The sequence below is a fragment of the Streptomyces sp. BE20 genome (assembly GCF_036322525.1).
Lineage (GTDB): Bacteria > Actinomycetota > Actinomycetes > Streptomycetales > Streptomycetaceae > Kitasatospora.
In genome coordinates, this window is record NZ_JAQYWW010000970.1 from 45373 (window position 1) to 62845 (window position 17473).

Genomic DNA, 17473 nt, shown 5'->3' on the forward strand with positions numbered 1-17473 from the left:
AACCCCGCGAGCCCCGGGCGCCCTGGCTCTGCTGGGTGCTCACGCCGACCGCCCCTCGTGCCGCAGGACCTCGGCGAGGCTCGGCGCCTTCCGGTCCCGCTCGGACACGGACACGGCGGGCAGCGGCCAGGGGACGGCGAGTTCCACGTCGTCGAAGGCGATCGTCACGTCCTCGGCCGGATCGTGCGGGCGGTCGATCCGGTACGAGACGTCGGCGGTGTCGGTCAGGGCCTGGAACCCGTGGGCGCACCCCGCCGGGATGTACACGCTCACCTGCGTCTCGCCGCTCAGCTCGAAGAAGGCCTGGTTGCGGTAGGTCGGCGAATCCGGGCGCAGGTCCACGACGACGTCGAAGACCTTCCCGTAGGAACAGCGCACCAGCTTGGCCTCACCGGCGCCGGAGCGCAGGTGCAGGCCGCGCAGCACGCCGCGGACCGAGCGGGACACGCTGTGCTGGACGAAGGCGGCCGGGTCGAGGCCGACCGAGCGGACCACCTCGGCGTCGAACGTCCGGCAGAAGAAGCCGCGTTCGTCGGCGTACGGCGTCGGTTCGAAAAGGTATGCGCCGGCGATCGCCGGGACTTCGGTCGCCTTCATGGAGCCTCCCGTGGTGCGTGGTCGTGGGTGTGGTCGTGTGCGTGGGCACGGTTCTGGTCGTGGGCGTGGTTCTCGGCGTGGTACGGGTCAGGGGCGTCGGAACGGGAGCGGGCGTGGCCGGCCGCCGGGAAGAGGGCCGCCGTCAAGGCGCTGAACTGCTGTTCCAGCTCCCGGCGGGCGGTCAGGTTCCGCTCGGCGAGGGTCCGCCGCAGCTCCGGCGACTGCTTCTCCAGCGCCCGGAACTGCTCGATCAGCCGGTCGGCGTCGACCTCGCGGGCCGGGTGGCAGTACTCGCCGAGCCCCATCCGGGCCATCAGCGCCTCGCTCTTCGCCGCGTAGCTCAGGGCGAGCGTCGGCGTGCCGGCCTTCAGCGCGCAGATCAGGTTGTGGTACCTCGTCGCCACCACGGTGTCGGCCGCGGCCGTCTCCCTCATCAGGTCGGCCAGTGAGGCCGGCGAGGCGGCGGTGAGCAGCGGCGAGTCCACCGCGTCGAGGATCGCGGCGACCACCGGCCTGTCGACGTCGTCGCCCATGAGCAGCCGGACCCGTCTGCCGTCCTCGACCAGCGCGCGGACGAAGCGGGTCGTCCCGTCGAGGTAGCGCCGGTGGATCTCCTCCGCCCGGGCGCGGTCGTCGTTCCCGCCGTGGAAGGCCATGACGCCGACGCAGACCGGGCCCGGTGCGCCGTCGTCTGGCGCGCCCGACGACGGCGCCGGCAGGGAGAAGGCGAGGTCCGGGTAGACCTCGTCCCGGCCGGTGTCCACACCCATCGCCCGCATCGCGTCGCGCGACGGGGCGTCCCGGTACGACCGGTACGCGGCCAGCCGCGCCGACCAGCGCACCAGGGCCCGGGTCGGCCGGCTGCGGATCTCGGCCGCGCCGACGCTGACCAGCGCGACCCGGGTGCGCAGCAGCCGGCCGCTCGCGCAGAGCAGGAACAGCGCGTACGGGAAGCCCCACGGCCGCAGCGGAAGGGTGGCCTCCAGGACGCCCATGCCCGGCACGATCACCACGTCGTGCCGGCGCACCCAGGCGGCGGTGCGGAAGGCGTCGACGAGTTTGCCCGCGCCCTTCGCCGCGATCGAGCCCGCCCGCGACGCGGTCCGGTACTCGCCGCGGTTCCAGTGCAGCCGGGTCGCGGGGATCCCGAACCGGGCCGTCACGGCCTCGGGCCCGCCGCACAGCGCGTCCACGACCGCGTCCGGGTGCGCGGCGCGCAGGTACCCGAGCACGGCCTCCAGCGACCCGTCGTTGCCGAGGTTGCCGGAGCCGAGCAGCCCGAACACCCCGACCCGCACCCGGCCTTCGGCCGCGGACGTCATGGCCGCCGCCCCTCGCGGCCGGCGACGACGGCGTCCACGGAGACGGCGAGGCGGTCCGGGTCGACCGGGGTGCGGTCCTCGACCCGCTCGCCGGCGCCCGGCCGGGCCCGGCTGGTCGCCCAGGCGGCGAGGTGGCCGTAGCACGCGCGCCGGTCGGCCGGGGAGAGCGGCACCCGCCGGATCGTCGCGACGAAGCCCCAGACGTACTCGGCGAGCAGCCGGGGCGTCGGGTGCAGCGGTCCGGCCCGGCGCGGGTCCAGGTTGACGCACCGGGAGCGCTTGGAGGGGTTCGCCCGCTCGGCGCGGGTGGGGTGGTCGCGGCGGAAGTACAGCAGCTCCGGCACCTGGTGGAAGCGCCCGCGCAGGCCGATCTCGGCGACGAACGTGCGGTCCGCGTGGTGGTAGCTGTCGAGCGGCTTGACCCGGCGCAGGACGTCGGCCCGGATCACGCCGTAGAAGTCGTCGCCGCCGGGTTCGAACAGCATGCTGCGGAAGCGCTCCGGCGCGTGCGGCGAGGCGGTGGCGAGCCCGTACTCGTAGGGGACCTTCACCCGGCCGTCGCCGTCGATGACCGCCTGGTCGGCGTGCGCGAGGATCACGTCCGGCCGCTCGTCCAGCGCCTCCACGCAGCGCAGCAGCAGGTCCCGGGCGTACAGGTCGTCGTGCGAGGCCCACTTGAACAGCTCGCCGCGGCACTCGGCGAACACGTGGTTGTGGTTCGGCGAGGCGCCGATGTTCCGGGGCAGCCGGAGGTAGCGGATGCGGGAGTCCCGCGCGGCGTAGCGGCGGCAGATGTCCTGCGTCGCGTCGGTCGAGGCGTTGTCGGAGATGATCAGCTCGAAGTCCTCGTAGGTCTGGCCGAGCAGGGCGTCGAGGGACTCGGCGAGGTACTCCTCACCGTTGTAGACGGGCAGCCCGATACTCAATCGGGGTACGGCGGTCATGGAGTCCTCACTTCGGGGGTGTCGTCCTCTACTTCGGGGGTGGGGGCTCGGTGGTGCTCGTGCAGGGCGGCCCTCAGCTGCCACCACCACACGGCCGAGCCGCAGGCGGTCGCGGTGGCGACGCCCCAGGCGGAGCCGGCGGTGCCGGCCAGGGCGGCTCCGCCGAGCCCGCCGCCGAGGTAGCAGGCGGAGGCGAACAGCTGGCAGCGCAGGCTGCGCCGGGCCGCGGCGAGCGCGCGCAGCCCGGCCGCCGCGCCGCTGCCCAGGCCGGCGCCGGCGACGCCGAGGGTGGCCGGCACGATGAGCTCGGAGGACGCGTGCCAGACGTCGCCGAGGACGAGCTCGCCGATCCGGTCGGGCATCAGCAGCAGGGCGGCGCCCCACAGCAGCGCCGCGACGGCCTGGCCGCCGCCCAGCCGGAGGCAGAACCCGCCGAGCCGGTGCGGTGCCTGCCGCAGTACCCGGGCCGCCTCCGCCACGGTGACCAGGGACAGCCCCATCAGCAGGGCGAGGAAGGGGCCGAGCAGGAGCTCGGCGCCCCGGACCGTCCCCACCGCACCGACCCCGACGATCGCGCCCAGCCCGTACGCCCGGAGCTGGCCGGCGGCGCTGAGGCTGACGTTCTCGGCCAGGTACCGGGTACCGAGGTCCCGTTGCTCGCGGAGCCACCCGCGGGCCGCGGTCACCCGGGGCCGGATGCCGGACTGGAGGAAGCCGTACCCGGCGGCCACCGCGGCGGCGGCGCCCCAGGCCAGCAGGAAGGCGGCCACGGTGTTCACGCGCGCCGCCACGACCATGGCCGGGACGAGCGCGACGGCCTGCACCAGGTCGTTGGTGAACGCCTTCCGCCCCGCGCCGGCGGCGAAGAACGCGAACCGCCGGGAGTCCTGGAGCAGCAGCGCCGGCAGGGCGGCGCCGAGGCAGACGAACGCGGGCCCGATCCGACCGCCGAGGCCGAGCCCGGTGAGCAGGCACACGGCGCCGAGGGAGGAGCCGATGACGAGCGCCGTCCCCGACGACCGGGCCGCCGCCGCACGCCAGACCGCCTCCGGCACGCCGCTGAACCGCACCACGAGCGGGTCCGTGGCCAGCCCGCGGGCGACGTTGAGCACCAGGCCGTAGGTCAGCCAGGCGAGGCTGAACACGCCGAACGCCGTCACCCCCAGCGAGCGGGCCACGAAGGCGCCCACCGCGAAGTTGGTCATGCTGGAGACCGCCTGGTCGGCCAGCCCCCAGGACAGCCGGCCGGCGATGCCCCGGCCGGCGGCCCGCCCCGGCGGGCCCGGCGGCGCCGTCGTCTCCGTCCCCTCGGCGGTCATCGGCGTCATGCCTTGATCAGCCCGGCGCCGTGCAGGGCGTCGGCCGCGGCGGCGACGGTGTCGAACGGCAGCCCGGACCGCTCGGCGACGTCCAGCAGACTCTGCTCGCCGTCGGAGAGGCTGAGCACCCAGAGCATGGCCAGCTGGGCCTGCTTGGCGTCGCTGCGGCCGCCGAGCGAGTCGTACAACCCGCGCCGGCCCAGGTGCGGTTCGCCGTACGGGCTGAGGTTGAGGTACCGCCGGTTGCGGTCGAGGACGGAGAACGCCTCGCGGCAGACCGCGAGGGTGTCCGCCAGCGCCTCCGGGGAGACGAAGTCCGGGTTGTCCGCCGAGGTGTGGTACTCGGGGTACCCGGCGTACGGGGTCCGGCTGAGCGAGCCCACGCCGAGGTCGAACCCGGGCGAGCAGTACTGCCGCTCGTCGTAGCCGTACGGCGTGAACCCGTTGACCTGGTGCGGTCGTTCGGTCGCGTTCAGGACGTGCCGCAGGACCCGGTCGATCTCCGCGTCGCCGCGCCGGCTCTGCTTGTACGTCAGCTTGCCCCGGTCGCCGGCGCAGGCCAGTACCAGCCCGTGCTTGACGCGTTCCACCCGCTCCGCGTTGCGGGCCAGCCAGGTGATCGCCCCGATGGTGCCGGGCGCGAAGATGAACCGGTAGGTGTAGTACGGCGTTCGCTCCGCCAGCTCCCGCGCCAGGAAGATCGCCACCGCGACGCCGGCCATGTTGTCGTTCGCCAGCGACGGGTGGCAGACGTGGCAGGAGACGATCACCTCGTAGGTGACCTGCCCGGGGACGACGTGCTCGGCGTAGGTGAGGTGGCCGTCCGCGAGCGTGGAGTCGATGCGCACCTCGTACTCGCCGTCCGGCATCGCGTCCAAGGTCTCCTGGGCCAGGCAGAACCCCCATTGCGGCGTGTAGTAGCTGGTGCGGTACGGCACCCAGGTCGGGTGGTCGGGCAGCGTGTGCAGGTGTTCGCGCAGCTCGGCCAGTGGCACGGTCGCCGCCACCGGGACGCTGTAGCCGAGCACGTGCAGGTTGGACGCGGCGAAGTCGACGACCCGGCGGCCGGTGGCGTCGGCGATGTACGCGTCCCGGATGTTCCACTCCTGCGGCACCGTCCAGTCGAGCACCCGTGTCCCGGTCGGTATCTCGTGCACCTGCAGCGGGAGGTACTCGCCGACGATGTCCAGGGTGGCGCGCACGCCGTCGCCGGTGATGCTCCGGCAGATCGGGTACAGCCGCTCCACCAGCGCGTGCATCCGGTCGCCCGCCGTGGTCATCGGCGCCACCGCAGGGTGTCGTCGACGGTGCCGGCGTCGGCTGCCGCGCGCAGCACGGCCAGCCGGGTGAAGCGTCGCTCGAAGTCGTCCCGGGTCAGACCGAACTTCTGGTAGGCGTCGGCGAGTTCGATCGCTCCCCGCTTCACCGTCCACTCGCAGTCGAAGCCGGGCAGCGCGGCGCGGAACCGGGAGAAGTCCACCCGGTAGGAGCGCGGGTCGGCACCGTTCTCCCCGGTGATCACCACCTTCGCGCCGGACACCGCCTCGGCGACCTGTTCGGCGATCTCGGCGACGGTGACGTTGTTGGTCTCGCTGCCGATGTTGAACGCCCGGTCGTGCACCGCCTCCCGCGGCGCCACCAGCGAGGCCGCGAAGGCCCGCGCGATGTCGGCGGCGTGCACCAGCGGGCGCCAGGGCGTGCCGTCGGAGAGCACCAGCACCTCGCCGGACAGGAGCGCGTGGCCCACCAGGTTGTTCAGCACGATGTCGGCGCGCAGCCGGGGCGAGTAGCCGAAGGCGGTGGCGTTGCGCAGGTACACCGGGCTGAAGTCGTCGTCGGCCAGCGCGTGCAGGTCGTCCTCCACCCGCACCTTGGACTCCGCGTACGGGGTCACCGGGCGCAGCGGGGCGTCCTCGGTGACCAGGTCGCCGCCGCCGGCGGCACCGTAGACCGAGCAGGTCGACGCGTACAGGAAGCGCCGCACCCCGGCGTCGCGGGCCAGCCGGGCCAGCCGCACGGAGGCGTGGTGGTTGATGTCGTAGGTGAGGTCCGGCGCCAGCGACCCCAGCGGGTCGTTGGACAGTGCGGCCAGGTGGATCACGGCGTCCACCCCGGCCACGTGGTCGGCCGTGACGTCACGCAGGTCCACCCGGTGACCCGGCGGGTCGGCGGGCGCCGGGCCGAGGACCGAGTCCGCGAACAGGCCCGCGTCCAGCCCGACGACGTCGTGCCCGGCGGCCGCGAGGACCGGGGCCATCACGGTGCCCAGGTAGCCCTGGTGTCCGGTCAGCAGTACGCGCATGGTTCATCCCCCCAGATTGAGAGTGAGCTTGGTGACGGCGAACGCCTCGGCGTAGCGCTCGTGGCATTCGATGCCGCGGATCCGCGCCAGCCCGAGGAAGGCCTCCCGGTCGTACCAGGGCCGGTGCCGTTGCGACGGGTAGTGCTCCTGCAGCAGCCGCACCTTCTCCTCGGCGACCTCCGGGGAGAGCGGCTGGTACGCCGTGGGACGGCCGAGGTCGGCGTCCCACTTGACGATCTCGTAGCCGAGCACGAGGTGGTCGCGGAACGCGGTGGTCACCAGCCGCGCCAGGCCGCGGTGGTCCTGGTGCGCGTCCTCGGTGCGCGGTGCGAGGACCAGGTCCGGCTCGCTCCGCCCGCGCAGCTCCTCGACCGCGGCCTTGGCCTCGTCCCAGTGTGCGGGCAGCCGGCCGTCCGGGAGCTTGAGCACGGTCAGGCGCAGGTCGGCGTCCGGGCAGAAGGCGGCGAGCGCGTCCCGTTCCTCCTGCTCCCGCTCGCCGCCACCGCCGGAGAGCACCAGCGCGTCGACCCGCAGGCCCGGCCGCGCGCGGCACACCGTCAGCAGCGTGCCGCCGGCGCCGATGGCGATGTCGTCGCAGTGCGCCCCCACCGCGACGACCCGGTCCGGGCGCCCGGACCCGAGCCGGATCACGCGGTCCTCGCCGCGCCGCCGGTCCCGCCGCCGCCCGCCCCCGCGGCGTCCCGCTCCCACACGGCCCACGGGCGGTCGCCCCGGGAGTAGGCGAGGTCCAGCGCGGCCCGCTCCTTCACCGTGTCGGTCGGCTTCCAGAAGCCGCGGTGCTGGTGCGCCACCAGCCGGCCGCGCTTGGCCAGTTGGGTGCAGCCGTCGGCGACCAGGTCCCCGTTCTCCGGGATGTGGTCGAAGACCTCCTGACGGAGCACGAAGTAGCCACCGTTCTCCCACAGCGGCAGTTCGCTCACCGCGGTGATGCCCCCCACCAGGCCGCCCTCGCCCAGCTCCACGCAGTGGAACGAGGACTGCGGCGGCACCACCATCATCGACGCACCGGCGTCACGCCGGGAGAACGAGTCGATCATCTCCGGCAGCGGGGCGTCGGTGAGCACGTCGGCGTAGTTGGCGAGGAACATCTCGTCGCCGTCCAGATGGTGCCGCACCCGGCGCAGCCGCTCGCCGATCGGCGACTCGATGCCCGTCTGGGCGAACGTGATCGTCCAGGAGGCGATGTCGGTGGACAGCAGCTCGGTCCGCCCGCCCCGCAGCACGAAGTCGTTGGACGTCGTCTCCTCGTAGTTGAGGAAGAAGTCCTTGATGTGGTGGGCCCCGTACCCGAGGCACAGGATGAACTCGGTGTGCCCGAAGTACGCGTAGTAGCGCATCACGTGCCAGATGAGCGGCCGCGGGCCGACCATCGCCATCGGTTTGGGCACGTCGTCGGAGGCTCCGCTGCGCATGCGCAGCCCGTAACCGCCGCAGAACAGGACGACCTTCACGGCTTGACCTCGACAATGCTGAGTTCCGGGATGGGGAAGACCAGCCGGCCGCCCCAGGCGTGCACGAAGGACAACTGCTCGACCAGCTCGTCCCGCAGGTTCCACGGGAGGACGAGGACGTAGTCCGGCCGGTCGGTGGCGATCTGCTCGGGCGGCAGGATCGGGATGCGGGTGCCCGGTGTGAACCTGCCGTGCTTGTAGGGATTCCGGTCGACCGTGTACGGGAGCAGGTCGGGCCGGACACCGCAGTGGTTCAGCAGGGTGTTGCCCTTGCCCGGGGCGCCGTAGCCGACGACCGTCTCGCCACGCTCGGCCGCCTCGACGAGGAAGCGCAGGAGGTCCCTGCGCACCTTCGCCACCCGGGCGGAGAACTCGGTGTACCCGGACAGCTCCCGCAGCCCCGCGGCCTTCTCCCGGTCCAGCACGTCGGCCACCCGCCGGCTCGGCTCGCCGGCCACCTCGGCCGGCCGGGCCCACAGCCGGATGGAGCCGCCGTGCGTGGGCAGCAACTCGACGTCCACGAGCGCGAGTCCGCCGCTCTCCAGCGCCCGGGCCGCGGACGCGACCGTGTAGTACTGGAAGTGCTCGTGGTAGATCGTGTCGTACTGGTTCTCCTCGATCAGGGTCAGCAGGTGCTGCACCTCGACGGAGACCCAGCCGTCGTCGGCGACCAGGGCGCGCAGCCCCCGGGTGAACCCGACCACGTCGGGGATGTGCGCGTACACGTTGTTGGCGACGACCAGGTCCGCCGGGCCGTGCTCGGCACGGACGGCCGCACCGGTGGCCGGGTCCAGGAACTCCGTGAGCGTGGGCACGCCCGCGTCCCGCGCCGCGGCACCGACGTTCACCGACGGCTCGACGCCGAGGCAGCGGATGCCCCGGTCCACCACGTGCCGGAGCAGGTACCCGTCGTTGCTCGCGACCTCGACCACGAAGGAGTCGGGGCCGAGACCCAGCCGCGGCACGGCCTCGGCGACGAAGGTGCGCGCGTGCTCCACCCAGGAGGTCGAGTACGAGGAGAAGTACGCGTACTGCGTGAACGTCTCCTCCGGCGTGATCAGCGGAGGGATCTGCGCGAGCCAGCAGTCCGTGCAGACCCGCAGGTGCAGCGGGTACGTCGGTTCCGGCCGGTCCAACTGGTCCGCGGCGAGGAAGCTCTCGCACGGCGGGGTAGCCCCCAGATCGACGACGCTCCCCAGCGCCGTCGAGCCGCAGAGTCGGCATCGTGTCATCTACTGCCCCCATTTCCTGCTCGCGCGGGTGTCCCGCCGCGAGCCAGCGTTCGTCCTCACCACCGGCGGCGCGCCGTCCGCGCCGCCGGCCCGCCCCGCGATCGCGGCGCGGTACTCCTCCACCAGGCGCTCCAGTCCGACCGCCGGACTGAACGCCTGGTCGTAACGGTGCCGGGCCGTCCGGCCCATCTCCCGGTTGCCGGCCGGATCGGCCGTGACCCGGCGAAGGCAGGACGCGAGCGAGCCCGCGTCCCCCGGCCGGTGCAGCAACCCGGTCAGCCCGTCCTGCACGAGCTCGACGAAGGCGCCGTGACCGGCGGCGACGGCCGGGACCCCCGCCGCCATCGCCTCCGCGACCACCAGGCCGAACGTCTCCATGGACATCGACGGAGCCACCACCGCGACCGACCGCGCGACGGCCTGCCGGCACTGGGCCGGGTCGTACAGGCCGGCGTAGCGCACGTCGGCCCGGCCCGCCGCCCACGCCGTCACCTCGGACTCCAGCGGCCCCGCGCCGGCGAGCACGAGCGGCACGCCGACCCCGCCCTCCGCGGCGAGCGCGTCCCACGCGGCCATGAGCAGCCGCACGCCCTTGGACTCCGTCAGCCGGCCGAGGAAGAGCAGGTGCTCGCCGGCGTCCGCCCGGTCGGTGCCGGGGTCGGGCACGAAGTTGTGCTTCACCACCAGCCGTTCGGCCGGCATGCCGGACCGCACCAGGATGTCGCGCTGCGCCGCGGAGATGCAGAAGAACCGCTCCACGCCGGACCACCACCGCCGCCGGTTGACCGCCAGGCTGACCGCGAGCGGCACCGTCGCGAGCCGGGAGTTCCGGTAGCAGCCGTGCCGGACGGCGGGCATCGAGGCCCGCGTGCCGACGCACTCCGTGCACGCCCCGCCGTCCCGGTGCAGCGTGCCGGGCGGGCAGACCTGGGTGTAGTTGTGCAGGGTGGCGACGACGGGCACACCGGCGTCGGCGCAGGCGGCGATCACCGCCGGCGACAGGAGCGGGAAGACGTTGTGGACGTGCACCACGTCCGGCCGATCGGTGCGGAGCCGGGCGGCGAGCTCCGTGCGGACCGCCGGGTTCCACGGCACGAGGAGCGGCACCGCGGCCTTGCCGAGCAGGGACCGCGCGGCGATCTCGTCGCTGCGCCGCTCGAACACGTCGACCCGGTGGCCGGCCGCGCGCAGCAGCCCCACCTCCTCGTCGACGACCCTGTTCTCGCCGCTCGGCTGCGCCGAGGAGTAGCGGTTGTGCACCACGAGGACGTGCATGGTCAGGTCACCTCCCGGTTCCGGTCCCAGCGGGGGATGCGTCGCCGCGGTACCGCGGGCGCCGTCAAGGGCGGGGCCGCGGCCGGTGTCGTGAGCAGCGACGCGGCCAGGGCCAGGTGGAGCAGGTAGGGCGAGGCGTCGCCGAGCCCGGCCTCGGTGTACGACGACATCGCGACGTAGCTGATGAGGAAGATCGCGCAGGCCCTCGGCAGCGAGGGCGGGCGCAGCAGCGCGATCCCGCCCAGGGAGAGGAGGATCGCCGCCACGAGGACGATGCCGAGCTGGCCCTGCTCGTTGTAGACGGCCAGCCAGCTGTTGTCGATGGGCAGCCCGCCGAACGACTTGTCGCCCAGACCCGTGCCGAACACCCGCTCCGGGAGCGTCCGGGGCGCCGTCAGCAGGGCGTCCCAGACCTTGGCCCGGCCGGTGAGGTTGGAGAAGTTCTCCTTGCTCTGCCCGCGCATGAACCACGCCTGCAGCGCGGAGGAGAACGCCACCGCGGCCACCGTGGCGCACACCACCGCCCAGGCGAAGAACCTGCGGGCGGCGGCGCTGGTCAGGACGAGCGAGCCGATCGCCAGCGCCAGCCCGACGAGCAGGCCGACCGTGGCCGTCCGGGTGTGGGTCATCGCGAGCAGGACGAGCGTCGGCACGATGACCACCGCCGCGCCGGTCCCGGTGGTCCGGCGGTCCAGCAGGAGCAGCACGGTGAGCCCGATGATCACCGCGGAGTACTGACCGATCTGCGGCGGGGTGAGCGGCCACAGCGCGCCGACCAGGCGCCCGCCGTAGTACTCGGGCATGGCGGTGCCCGGGGAGATGACCAGGCCGGCGGCCACCGACACGAGCACCGCGAAGTACATCCGGATGTGGGTCCGGACGAGCATCAGGCTGCCGGTCCACCAGCGGCTGAGCAGCCACAGGGTGCCGACGAAGAGGGCCAGCCGGGTGCAGCGGAACAGCGCGCCGACCCCGACCTCCAGGTGCAGGCTGGAGATGAGGCTCGGCACCAGCAGCAGGCTGAGCAGGAACAGGAAGGCGTTGGCGCGGATGCGCAGCCGGAGGTTGAGCGCGAGGGCCAGCGCGAACGCGGAGACCAGCGCGCCCATGGTGGCCATCTGGATGAGGGAGCGGGGCAGCCTCACGATGGTCTTCGCCCCGGCGGAGCCGAGCGTGTTGAGGCCCAGGAGGGCCCAGACGATCCAGACGGCCTTCGGCGTGCCGCCGGGGCGTCGTTCGGCGCCGGGCCGGGGGACCGCCGTGCCCGGTCCGCCCGCCGGCCGGCCGCCCGTGGGCCCGCCGCGCATCGGTTCCCCGGTCACCTCAACCACCGGCCTGCGGGGCGAAGGTGCTGCCCTGGTCCTGCTGGTACGGCGTGCCCTGCCACCGCCCGGCGTCGAGCTTCCGGTCCGGGTCGTCGACGACGAAGCTCCACGGTCCGCGGTAGGCGTTGTCGTGCCAGCGGTTGTCCTGTTCGAGGGTGATCGCCCGGGACACCCGCTTGCCCTGGTACGGCGACCAGTCCGGGTAGGTGCCGTAGTTGGAGAGCACCGCCATGCGGGCGCACTCCACCGCGCACCTGACGACGGACGTGTCGAGGGCGAAGCGGTTGTCGTGGATGTCCACCCGCTGGGTCTTCCACCGGCAGTCGGCGTAGAGCGGTGCGGTGTCGATCGCCGGCTTCGCGCACTGCCGGGTGTCCTTCACCAGCAACGTGCAGTAGCCGGTCGAGGTGTTGGCCGGGCTGTTGCAGAACCGGTCGGCGTTCTCCCACAGGGTGATGCCGGACCAGTTGTCCTCCAGAACGTTCCGGTAGATGTCGATCCTGTCGGTGCGGGCCGGGATCCGGGGTTCGCCGCCGGCCTCCGACACGTAGACCGCCGCGTACGGGAAGTTGTCGCCGGCGGCGGCGTGCCGGCGGCCCTCGACCCAGTTGTTGCGCCGGATCGTGTTGTTCCTGATGATCGCGTTGTAGCTGGTCTCGTACATCAGCGCGGTGCCGTCGTTGGCCTCCAGCACGTTGTCCTCGACGAGGAAGTCGTTGTTGTTGTTGTCCGCCCACAGCCCGGCGCCGCGGTTGTCGTGCACCCAGTTGCCGCGGACGTCGGCGCCGTCGACGGCCCAGAACTTGATGCCCCCGGTGCAGCCGCAGCCCGGCTGCCGTCGCTCCCAGTCGTCGGTGTTGTTGCCCACGATCTCGTTGCCCTCGACCAGCAGGCCCTTGATGGAGTCGCCGGTCTTGTAGGCGTTCATGCCGTACTGCCCGTTGTTGCGCAGGCAGCTGGCGCGGACCTGCTGGCGGGCACCGGCCATCAGCCCGGCGCCGGAGTTGTCCTGGATCGTCGCGTGCTCGATCACCCACCCGTCGGCCATGTCGTGGTTGACCACGCCCTCGTCGTGCGGCGCGACGAAGCCCTGCACGGTCAGGTGGCGGATGGTGACGTCGGGGGCGGTACCGCTGAACGCGTAGTTGTTGGTCCTCCGGCCGTCGAGCACCGCGCCCGGCGCGCCGAGATAGGTGTTCCCCTCCTTGGCCATCACCTGGGCGTAGCGGTCCGGTTCGAGGGTGTGGGTGCCCGGGCGGAGCCAGAACGTGGTGCGCGGGGGGTTGTCCCTGGTCTTCACCGCCAGGTCGTCGACCACCGCGGGGTCGACCGTCACCGCGCCCGCCGGCGCCGTCGCCGGCCCCGGCGCGGGGGAGGCGCACACCCGGGCCACGGCCACCGGCCCGGACGACGCGGCGGTCGCCTCCGCCGGGGCGTCCGACGCGCTCGTACAGCCGGTCGCCAGCAGCAGGGCGAGCGTGAGCGCCGCCGCCGACGACGCCCCCCGGTACCGTCTCCTGATCCCCACGCGCCCCCCTAGCCGCGGAAACCGAGCACGGTGGTGAACCCCTGCGTGCCGTCGGTGAAGCCGGTGCCGACCAGCGTGGTGGCGGGTTCCTTGCGTCCGAAGCCGGCGGAGTACCAGCCCAGCGGCGGTTCGGTCTCGCCGCGGTGCGCCGACCAGGACAGCTGCCCCGGCAGGTCGAGCACCGCGGAGCGGTCCTCGCCGCCCCGGGTCCAGGTCAGCGCCGCCCGGTGCCCCGTCAGGTCCGCGGTGACCGCCGGGCCGAGGTGGAACGCCAGGCGCACGGCCCCGCGCGGTCCGCGCACCTCGTCGACGATCCGCAGCTCCCGGGTCGCGGCGGTCAGCTCCACCCGGCGGCGGTGCACCGACTGCTGGTAGCCGTCGTGTTCGGCGCTCCAGCGGGCCACGCCGCCGCCGGAGGTGTCCGCGACCAGGACGCGGGTGCGGGCGTGCCGGGTCCACAGGAACGGGCCGCCGGAGACGGACTGGTCACCGCCGTCCAGCTGCAGGGTGTTGTGGCCCAGGGTCGACCGGAAGTACTGCCGCCACTCGGGCTGCCCGTGGTAGCAGAACGTCCCCGGGTCGGCGAGCACGTCGACCCCGTCGTGCCGGACCTCCACGGACAGCGCGTCCGCGTGGGCGTGCGCGGCGATGGACAGGAACCCGTGCGGACCGCCGTCGCAGCGGCACCAGATCTCCTCCGGACCGCGCAGGACGGTCAGGCCCGCGTCGGCGAAGTGGGACGGCCGGTCGGCCGGGCGGGCCACGGTCCCGTTCCGCGCGTACGGCCGGACGAGCGCGGTCAGCAGCGGGGTGCGCACATCGGTGCCGGTCACCGCGGGCCACCAGGCGAGCCGGCCGAACACGGCCTCCCCGGTCGCCAGCAGCGAGCCCCAGCGGTCGGTGCCCGCGCCGTCCAGGACCAGTCCGTGCCCGTCGTCCGCGTCCCCCTGGCGCGGGGGCCGCAACCGGTTGTCCACGACGGCCGCGAGCGCGTCGGTCATCCGCAGCAGGACGAGCCGCACGGACGCGGGGACCGGCACGGCGGCGGCGTCCGCCTCGGCCACCGCGGCCAGACCGAGCTCCAGGACGAGCCCGTGGTACTCGGTGGCCAGTTCGCGGTTGAGGCCGGAGACGAAGGTGTTGCCGCGCAGGTGCCGCTCCAGCGACCGCAGCGCGGCGGACCGCCAGCGCGCCGACGAGGGGAACCACCCGAACGCGCAGGCCGCGGCGAACTGCCCGGCGGCCTCGGCGATGACGTGGTTGTTCGCCGACGACCCCCGGCTGGGGAAGGCGGCCAGCCAGCGCTGGTGGTGCCAGATCTGGTTCAGCGCCACCGGGTTGTCCTCGAACAGCCCGGCCGCGCCCGGCCAGCCGTCGAGCAGCCGGCGCACCCACACCCAGGACAGCAGCCGGATGCCCAGCTCGATCCCGCTGATCCAGTGCACGCCGCGCAGCGGCGGGTTGGCCGCCCACCACGACCGCAGGTGCTCGGCCACGCGCTCGGCGTACCGCTCGTCCCCGGTGAGCGCGTAGGCGGCGGCCAGCACGGTCAGGTACTGGTGACGGGACAGCTCCCAGATCTGCTTGACGTCCCCGACCGCGTCCTCGCTCCGGTACGGCACGTCGAAGGCGTAGCCGGACGGCGCCCGCCGCCCCGTCTTCGGGTCGCGCCACCAGTCGGGCGCCACCAGGTCGTCACGGTCCACCCCGAAGAACTCCGCGTGCCCGTCCAGCAGGCGGTCCGCCTCGGCGACGAGGCGCTTCGCGGCGTCCGGCGGCACCGCGGCGACCGCCCCGGCGGGCAGCACGGCGGTGAACCGGGCACCCGTGACGGGCGGGCAGTCCGGCGGCGCCGACCGCCACCGCCTCCGGCGCACCGCGTCGCCCACCCGGCCGCCGATCTCCTGCGGCCCCATCCGGGACAGCCGCCGCAGGTACCAGCCCGTGCCCATGGTCATCGCGCCCTCGCCAGGGTCACCGGCGCGCCGCCGACCAGGCCGGCCTGCACGGCGAGGGTGGCCGCCGTGGTGGCGACCAGCGACTCCAGCGGCACCGGCATCGGCCCGCCGGTCCGCACGGCCGTGACGAACGCGGCCAGTTCGGCGGCCTGGCCCTTGTCCCGGGCCTTGGGAAGCCGCGAGCTGACCCACCGCTTGCGGCCGTACACCGAGGCGCGGACGAAGTCGTCGAGCTTCAGCACCTTGCCGTCCGCGACGAGGTCCAGCGTCTCCTTGGGGAAGCCGGACGCGCCGGTGGTGACGTAGCTGATGGTGGCGGTGGAGCCGTCCGGGTAGCGCAGCACGACCTGGAGGTCCTCGTTGCCTGCCGGGGCGGCCGCGTACACCGAGACCGGGTCGGCGTCCAGCAGCCAGCTCGCGGTGTCGATGAAGTGCCCGCCCTCGCCGGCGAACCGCGAGCCCTCGGAGTCCTGCCGGAGGTACCAGCTGCCCTGCTGGAGCCGGCCCGCGTTGACCAGGTAGCGCAGGCTCGCCGGACCGGTCCGCGCGCCGAACCGGTTCCTGGCCTCCCGCAGCAGCGGCGCGAACCGGCGGTTGAAGCCCACCTGGATCCGGTCGTTGCCGGACTCCTCCACCGCCGCGAGCACGCCCGCCAGTTCGTCCTCGGTGAGGGCCAGGGGCTTCTCCACGAACACCGTCTTGCCGGCGAGCAGCGCCCTGCGGGTCAGGTCGGCGTGGGAACTGTGCCGGGTGACCACGAACACCGCGTCGACGGCCGGGTCGTCCAGCACGGCGTCGAGGTCGGTGGTCGCCTTGGCGAAGCCGAACTTCCGCTGCGCGTTCGCCGCCGACAGCGCCGTCGTGGTGACGACCGTGGACAGCGTGACGCCGTCGCGCTGCGACAGGTGCGGCAGGATCATCGACGTCGCGTAGTTCCCCGCGCCGACGAACGCCAGCCGCACCGGCGCCCCGGCGGACCGGGCCGGGGCGGAGACCCCGCCGCCGCGGCGCACCGCGGGCACCGCGGGTACCGCCACCGAGGGGGCCGGCGGCTTCTCCTCCGCCGCGGGGCCGGGGTACCGGAACAGCACGGCCACGGCCTTCAACTCGCCGTCCTTCAGCCGCTGGTACGTCTCGACGGCGTCGTCGAAGTCGGCCACGTGGGAGATCAGCGGCTCGACGTCGACGCGGCCGCGGGCGACGAGGTCGAGGAAGCACGCCAGGTTGCGGCGCTCGGTCCAGCGCACGTAGCCGATCGGGTAGTCCCGCCCCTCCAGCTCGTACCCCGGGTCGTAGCGCCCGGGCCCGTACGAGCGGGAGAACCGGACGTCGAGCTCCTTCTCGTAGTACGCGTTCCAGGGCAGGTCCAGCCGGCACTTGCCGATGTCGACGACCCGGCCGCGGTCCCGGGCCAGCCGGGCGGCCAGCTCGACGGGCTGGTTGCTGCCGCCGCCGGCGGCCAGGTACACCTGGTCGACCCCGTGGCCGTCGGTGAGCTCGGCGACGGCGGCCTCCACGGCCGCGGACCCGGGATCGCCGGCGGCCACGGCGCCCAGGCGCTCGGCGAGCTCGCAGCGCACCGGGTCGGGGTCGGCCCCGACGACGCGGACCCCCGAGGCGGTGAGGAGCTGCACCACCAGCTGCCCGATCAGCCCGAGGCCGATGACCAGCGCCGCCTCGCCGAGCTGCGGCTCGCCCTGCCGCACGCCCTGCAGGGCGATCGACCCGACGGTGCCGAACGCCGCGTGCCGGGGCGCGAGGCCGTCGGGCACCCGGGCGTAGAGGTTCTTCGGCACCCAGTTCAGCTCGGCGTGCAGCGCGTGCTCGTTGCCGGCGCAGGACACGAGGTCGCCGACCGCCACGTCGTCGATCCCGGCGCCGACCTGCTCGACCACCCCGCACAGCGAGTAGCCCAGCGGCGTGTAGGAGTCCAGCTTCCCCATCACCTTGCGGTAGGTGGCGGGCAGCCCGTTGGTGGCCACGCTCTGCATGACCTTGGCCACCTGGTCCGGACGGGAGCGGGCCTTGCCCAGCATCGACATCCCGGCCTCGGACACCTTCATGAGCTCGGTCCCGGTGGATATCAGCGAGAAGGCGCTGCGGACCAGCACGCCGCCGGGCTTGCACCCCGGCACCGGCACGTCGAGCACCGCCAGCTCACCGCTCTTGTAGTTCTGCACGACCTGTTTCACCGGAAGT

The 17473-nt window shown here is 73.7% G+C and carries 14 protein-coding genes; all 14 read right to left on the minus strand.

Features of this window, described 5'->3' with window-relative positions; genetic code table 11:
- Positions 1–39: 39 nt before the first annotated feature.
- From rfbC to PUR61_RS25085, 14 genes are read right to left on the minus strand one after another with little or no spacing between them, the layout of a single operon-like run.
- Complete coding sequence (rfbC, locus tag PUR61_RS25020; RefSeq protein ID WP_329881629.1) at positions 40–597, minus strand: dTDP-4-dehydrorhamnose 3,5-epimerase; 558 nt, start codon at positions 595–597, stop codon at positions 40–42.
- Positions 594–1919: a polysaccharide pyruvyl transferase family protein gene (locus PUR61_RS25025; RefSeq protein ID WP_329881630.1), complete on the minus strand. Its 1326-nt coding sequence runs from the start codon at positions 1917–1919 to the stop codon at positions 594–596. Before PUR61_RS25025 ends, rfbC begins: the two co-directional genes overlap by 4 nt.
- Positions 1916–2863, minus strand: a complete 948-nt coding sequence (locus PUR61_RS25030) for a glycosyltransferase family 2 protein (RefSeq protein WP_329881631.1) — start codon at positions 2861–2863, stop codon at positions 1916–1918. The genes PUR61_RS25025 and PUR61_RS25030 overlap by 4 nt, the downstream gene beginning before the upstream one ends.
- On the minus strand, positions 2860–4182 hold the full coding sequence (locus PUR61_RS25035; protein ID WP_329881667.1) for a hypothetical protein: 1323 nt from the start codon (positions 4180–4182) through the stop codon (positions 2860–2862). The genes PUR61_RS25030 and PUR61_RS25035 overlap by 4 nt, the downstream gene beginning before the upstream one ends.
- Positions 4183–4187: 5 nt before the next feature.
- Positions 4188–5462 carry a DUF4910 domain-containing protein gene (locus PUR61_RS25040; protein WP_329881632.1) on the minus strand — a complete coding sequence of 425 codons (1275 nt, stop codon included), beginning with the start codon at positions 5460–5462 and terminating at the stop codon, positions 4188–4190.
- A complete protein-coding gene (locus PUR61_RS25045; protein WP_329881633.1) occupies positions 5459–6484 on the minus strand; it encodes an NAD-dependent epimerase/dehydratase family protein in 1026 nt (341 codons plus the stop codon). The genes PUR61_RS25040 and PUR61_RS25045 overlap by 4 nt, the downstream gene beginning before the upstream one ends.
- Before the next feature lie 3 nt (positions 6485–6487).
- Positions 6488–7135, minus strand: a complete 648-nt coding sequence (locus PUR61_RS25050; protein WP_329881634.1) for a PIG-L deacetylase family protein — start codon at positions 7133–7135, stop codon at positions 6488–6490.
- Positions 7132–7956, minus strand: coding sequence for a glucose-1-phosphate cytidylyltransferase (locus tag PUR61_RS25055; protein ID WP_329881635.1), 825 nt, complete (start codon positions 7954–7956; stop codon positions 7132–7134). The genes PUR61_RS25050 and PUR61_RS25055 overlap by 4 nt, the downstream gene beginning before the upstream one ends.
- Complete coding sequence (locus PUR61_RS25060) at positions 7953–9188, minus strand: class I SAM-dependent methyltransferase (protein WP_329881636.1); 1236 nt, start codon at positions 9186–9188, stop codon at positions 7953–7955. The genes PUR61_RS25055 and PUR61_RS25060 overlap by 4 nt, the downstream gene beginning before the upstream one ends.
- Entirely contained in the window at positions 9189–10463 is a 1275-nt protein-coding gene (locus PUR61_RS25065) for a glycosyltransferase (protein ID WP_329881637.1), read from the minus strand.
- A 2-nt stretch (positions 10464–10465) separates the two neighbouring features.
- Positions 10466–11770 (minus strand): O-antigen ligase domain-containing protein, encoded by a 1305-nt coding sequence (locus tag PUR61_RS25070; protein WP_329881668.1) that lies wholly within the window; start codon positions 11768–11770, stop codon positions 10466–10468.
- A gap of 16 nt (positions 11771–11786) precedes the next feature.
- Positions 11787–13310, minus strand: a complete 1524-nt coding sequence (locus PUR61_RS25075) for a right-handed parallel beta-helix repeat-containing protein (RefSeq protein WP_443035231.1) — start codon at positions 13308–13310, stop codon at positions 11787–11789.
- A 14-nt stretch (positions 13311–13324) separates the two neighbouring features.
- Positions 13325–15274 (minus strand): alginate lyase family protein, encoded by a 1950-nt coding sequence (locus tag PUR61_RS25080; RefSeq protein WP_329881639.1) that lies wholly within the window; start codon positions 15272–15274, stop codon positions 13325–13327.
- Positions 15271–17466, minus strand: a complete 2196-nt coding sequence (locus PUR61_RS25085; protein WP_329881640.1) for a bi-domain-containing oxidoreductase — start codon at positions 17464–17466, stop codon at positions 15271–15273. The genes PUR61_RS25080 and PUR61_RS25085 overlap by 4 nt, the downstream gene beginning before the upstream one ends.
- Positions 17467–17473: the final 7 nt, after the last annotated feature.

Coding starts and splice junctions, on each gene's coding strand:
- PUR61_RS25045 (WP_329881633.1), bottom strand. CDS start 6,484: ATGCGCGTACTGCTGACCGGACACCAGGGCTACCTGGGCACCGTGATG.
- PUR61_RS25035 (WP_329881667.1), bottom strand. CDS start 4,182: ATGACCGCCGAGGGGACGGAGACGACGGCGCCGCCGGGCCCGCCGGGG.
- PUR61_RS25070 (WP_329881668.1), bottom strand. CDS start 11,770: ATGCGCGGCGGGCCCACGGGCGGCCGGCCGGCGGGCGGACCGGGCACG.
- rfbC (WP_329881629.1), bottom strand. CDS start 597: ATGAAGGCGACCGAAGTCCCGGCGATCGCCGGCGCATACCTTTTCGAA.
- PUR61_RS25080 (WP_329881639.1), bottom strand. CDS start 15,274: ATGACCATGGGCACGGGCTGGTACCTGCGGCGGCTGTCCCGGATGGGG.
- PUR61_RS25025 (WP_329881630.1), bottom strand. CDS start 1,919: ATGACGTCCGCGGCCGAAGGCCGGGTGCGGGTCGGGGTGTTCGGGCTG.
- PUR61_RS25065 (WP_329881637.1), bottom strand. CDS start 10,463: ATGCACGTCCTCGTGGTGCACAACCGCTACTCCTCGGCGCAGCCGAGC.
- PUR61_RS25030 (WP_329881631.1), bottom strand. CDS start 2,863: ATGACCGCCGTACCCCGATTGAGTATCGGGCTGCCCGTCTACAACGGT.
- PUR61_RS25040 (WP_329881632.1), bottom strand. CDS start 5,462: ATGACCACGGCGGGCGACCGGATGCACGCGCTGGTGGAGCGGCTGTAC.
- PUR61_RS25060 (WP_329881636.1), bottom strand. CDS start 9,188: ATGACACGATGCCGACTCTGCGGCTCGACGGCGCTGGGGAGCGTCGTC.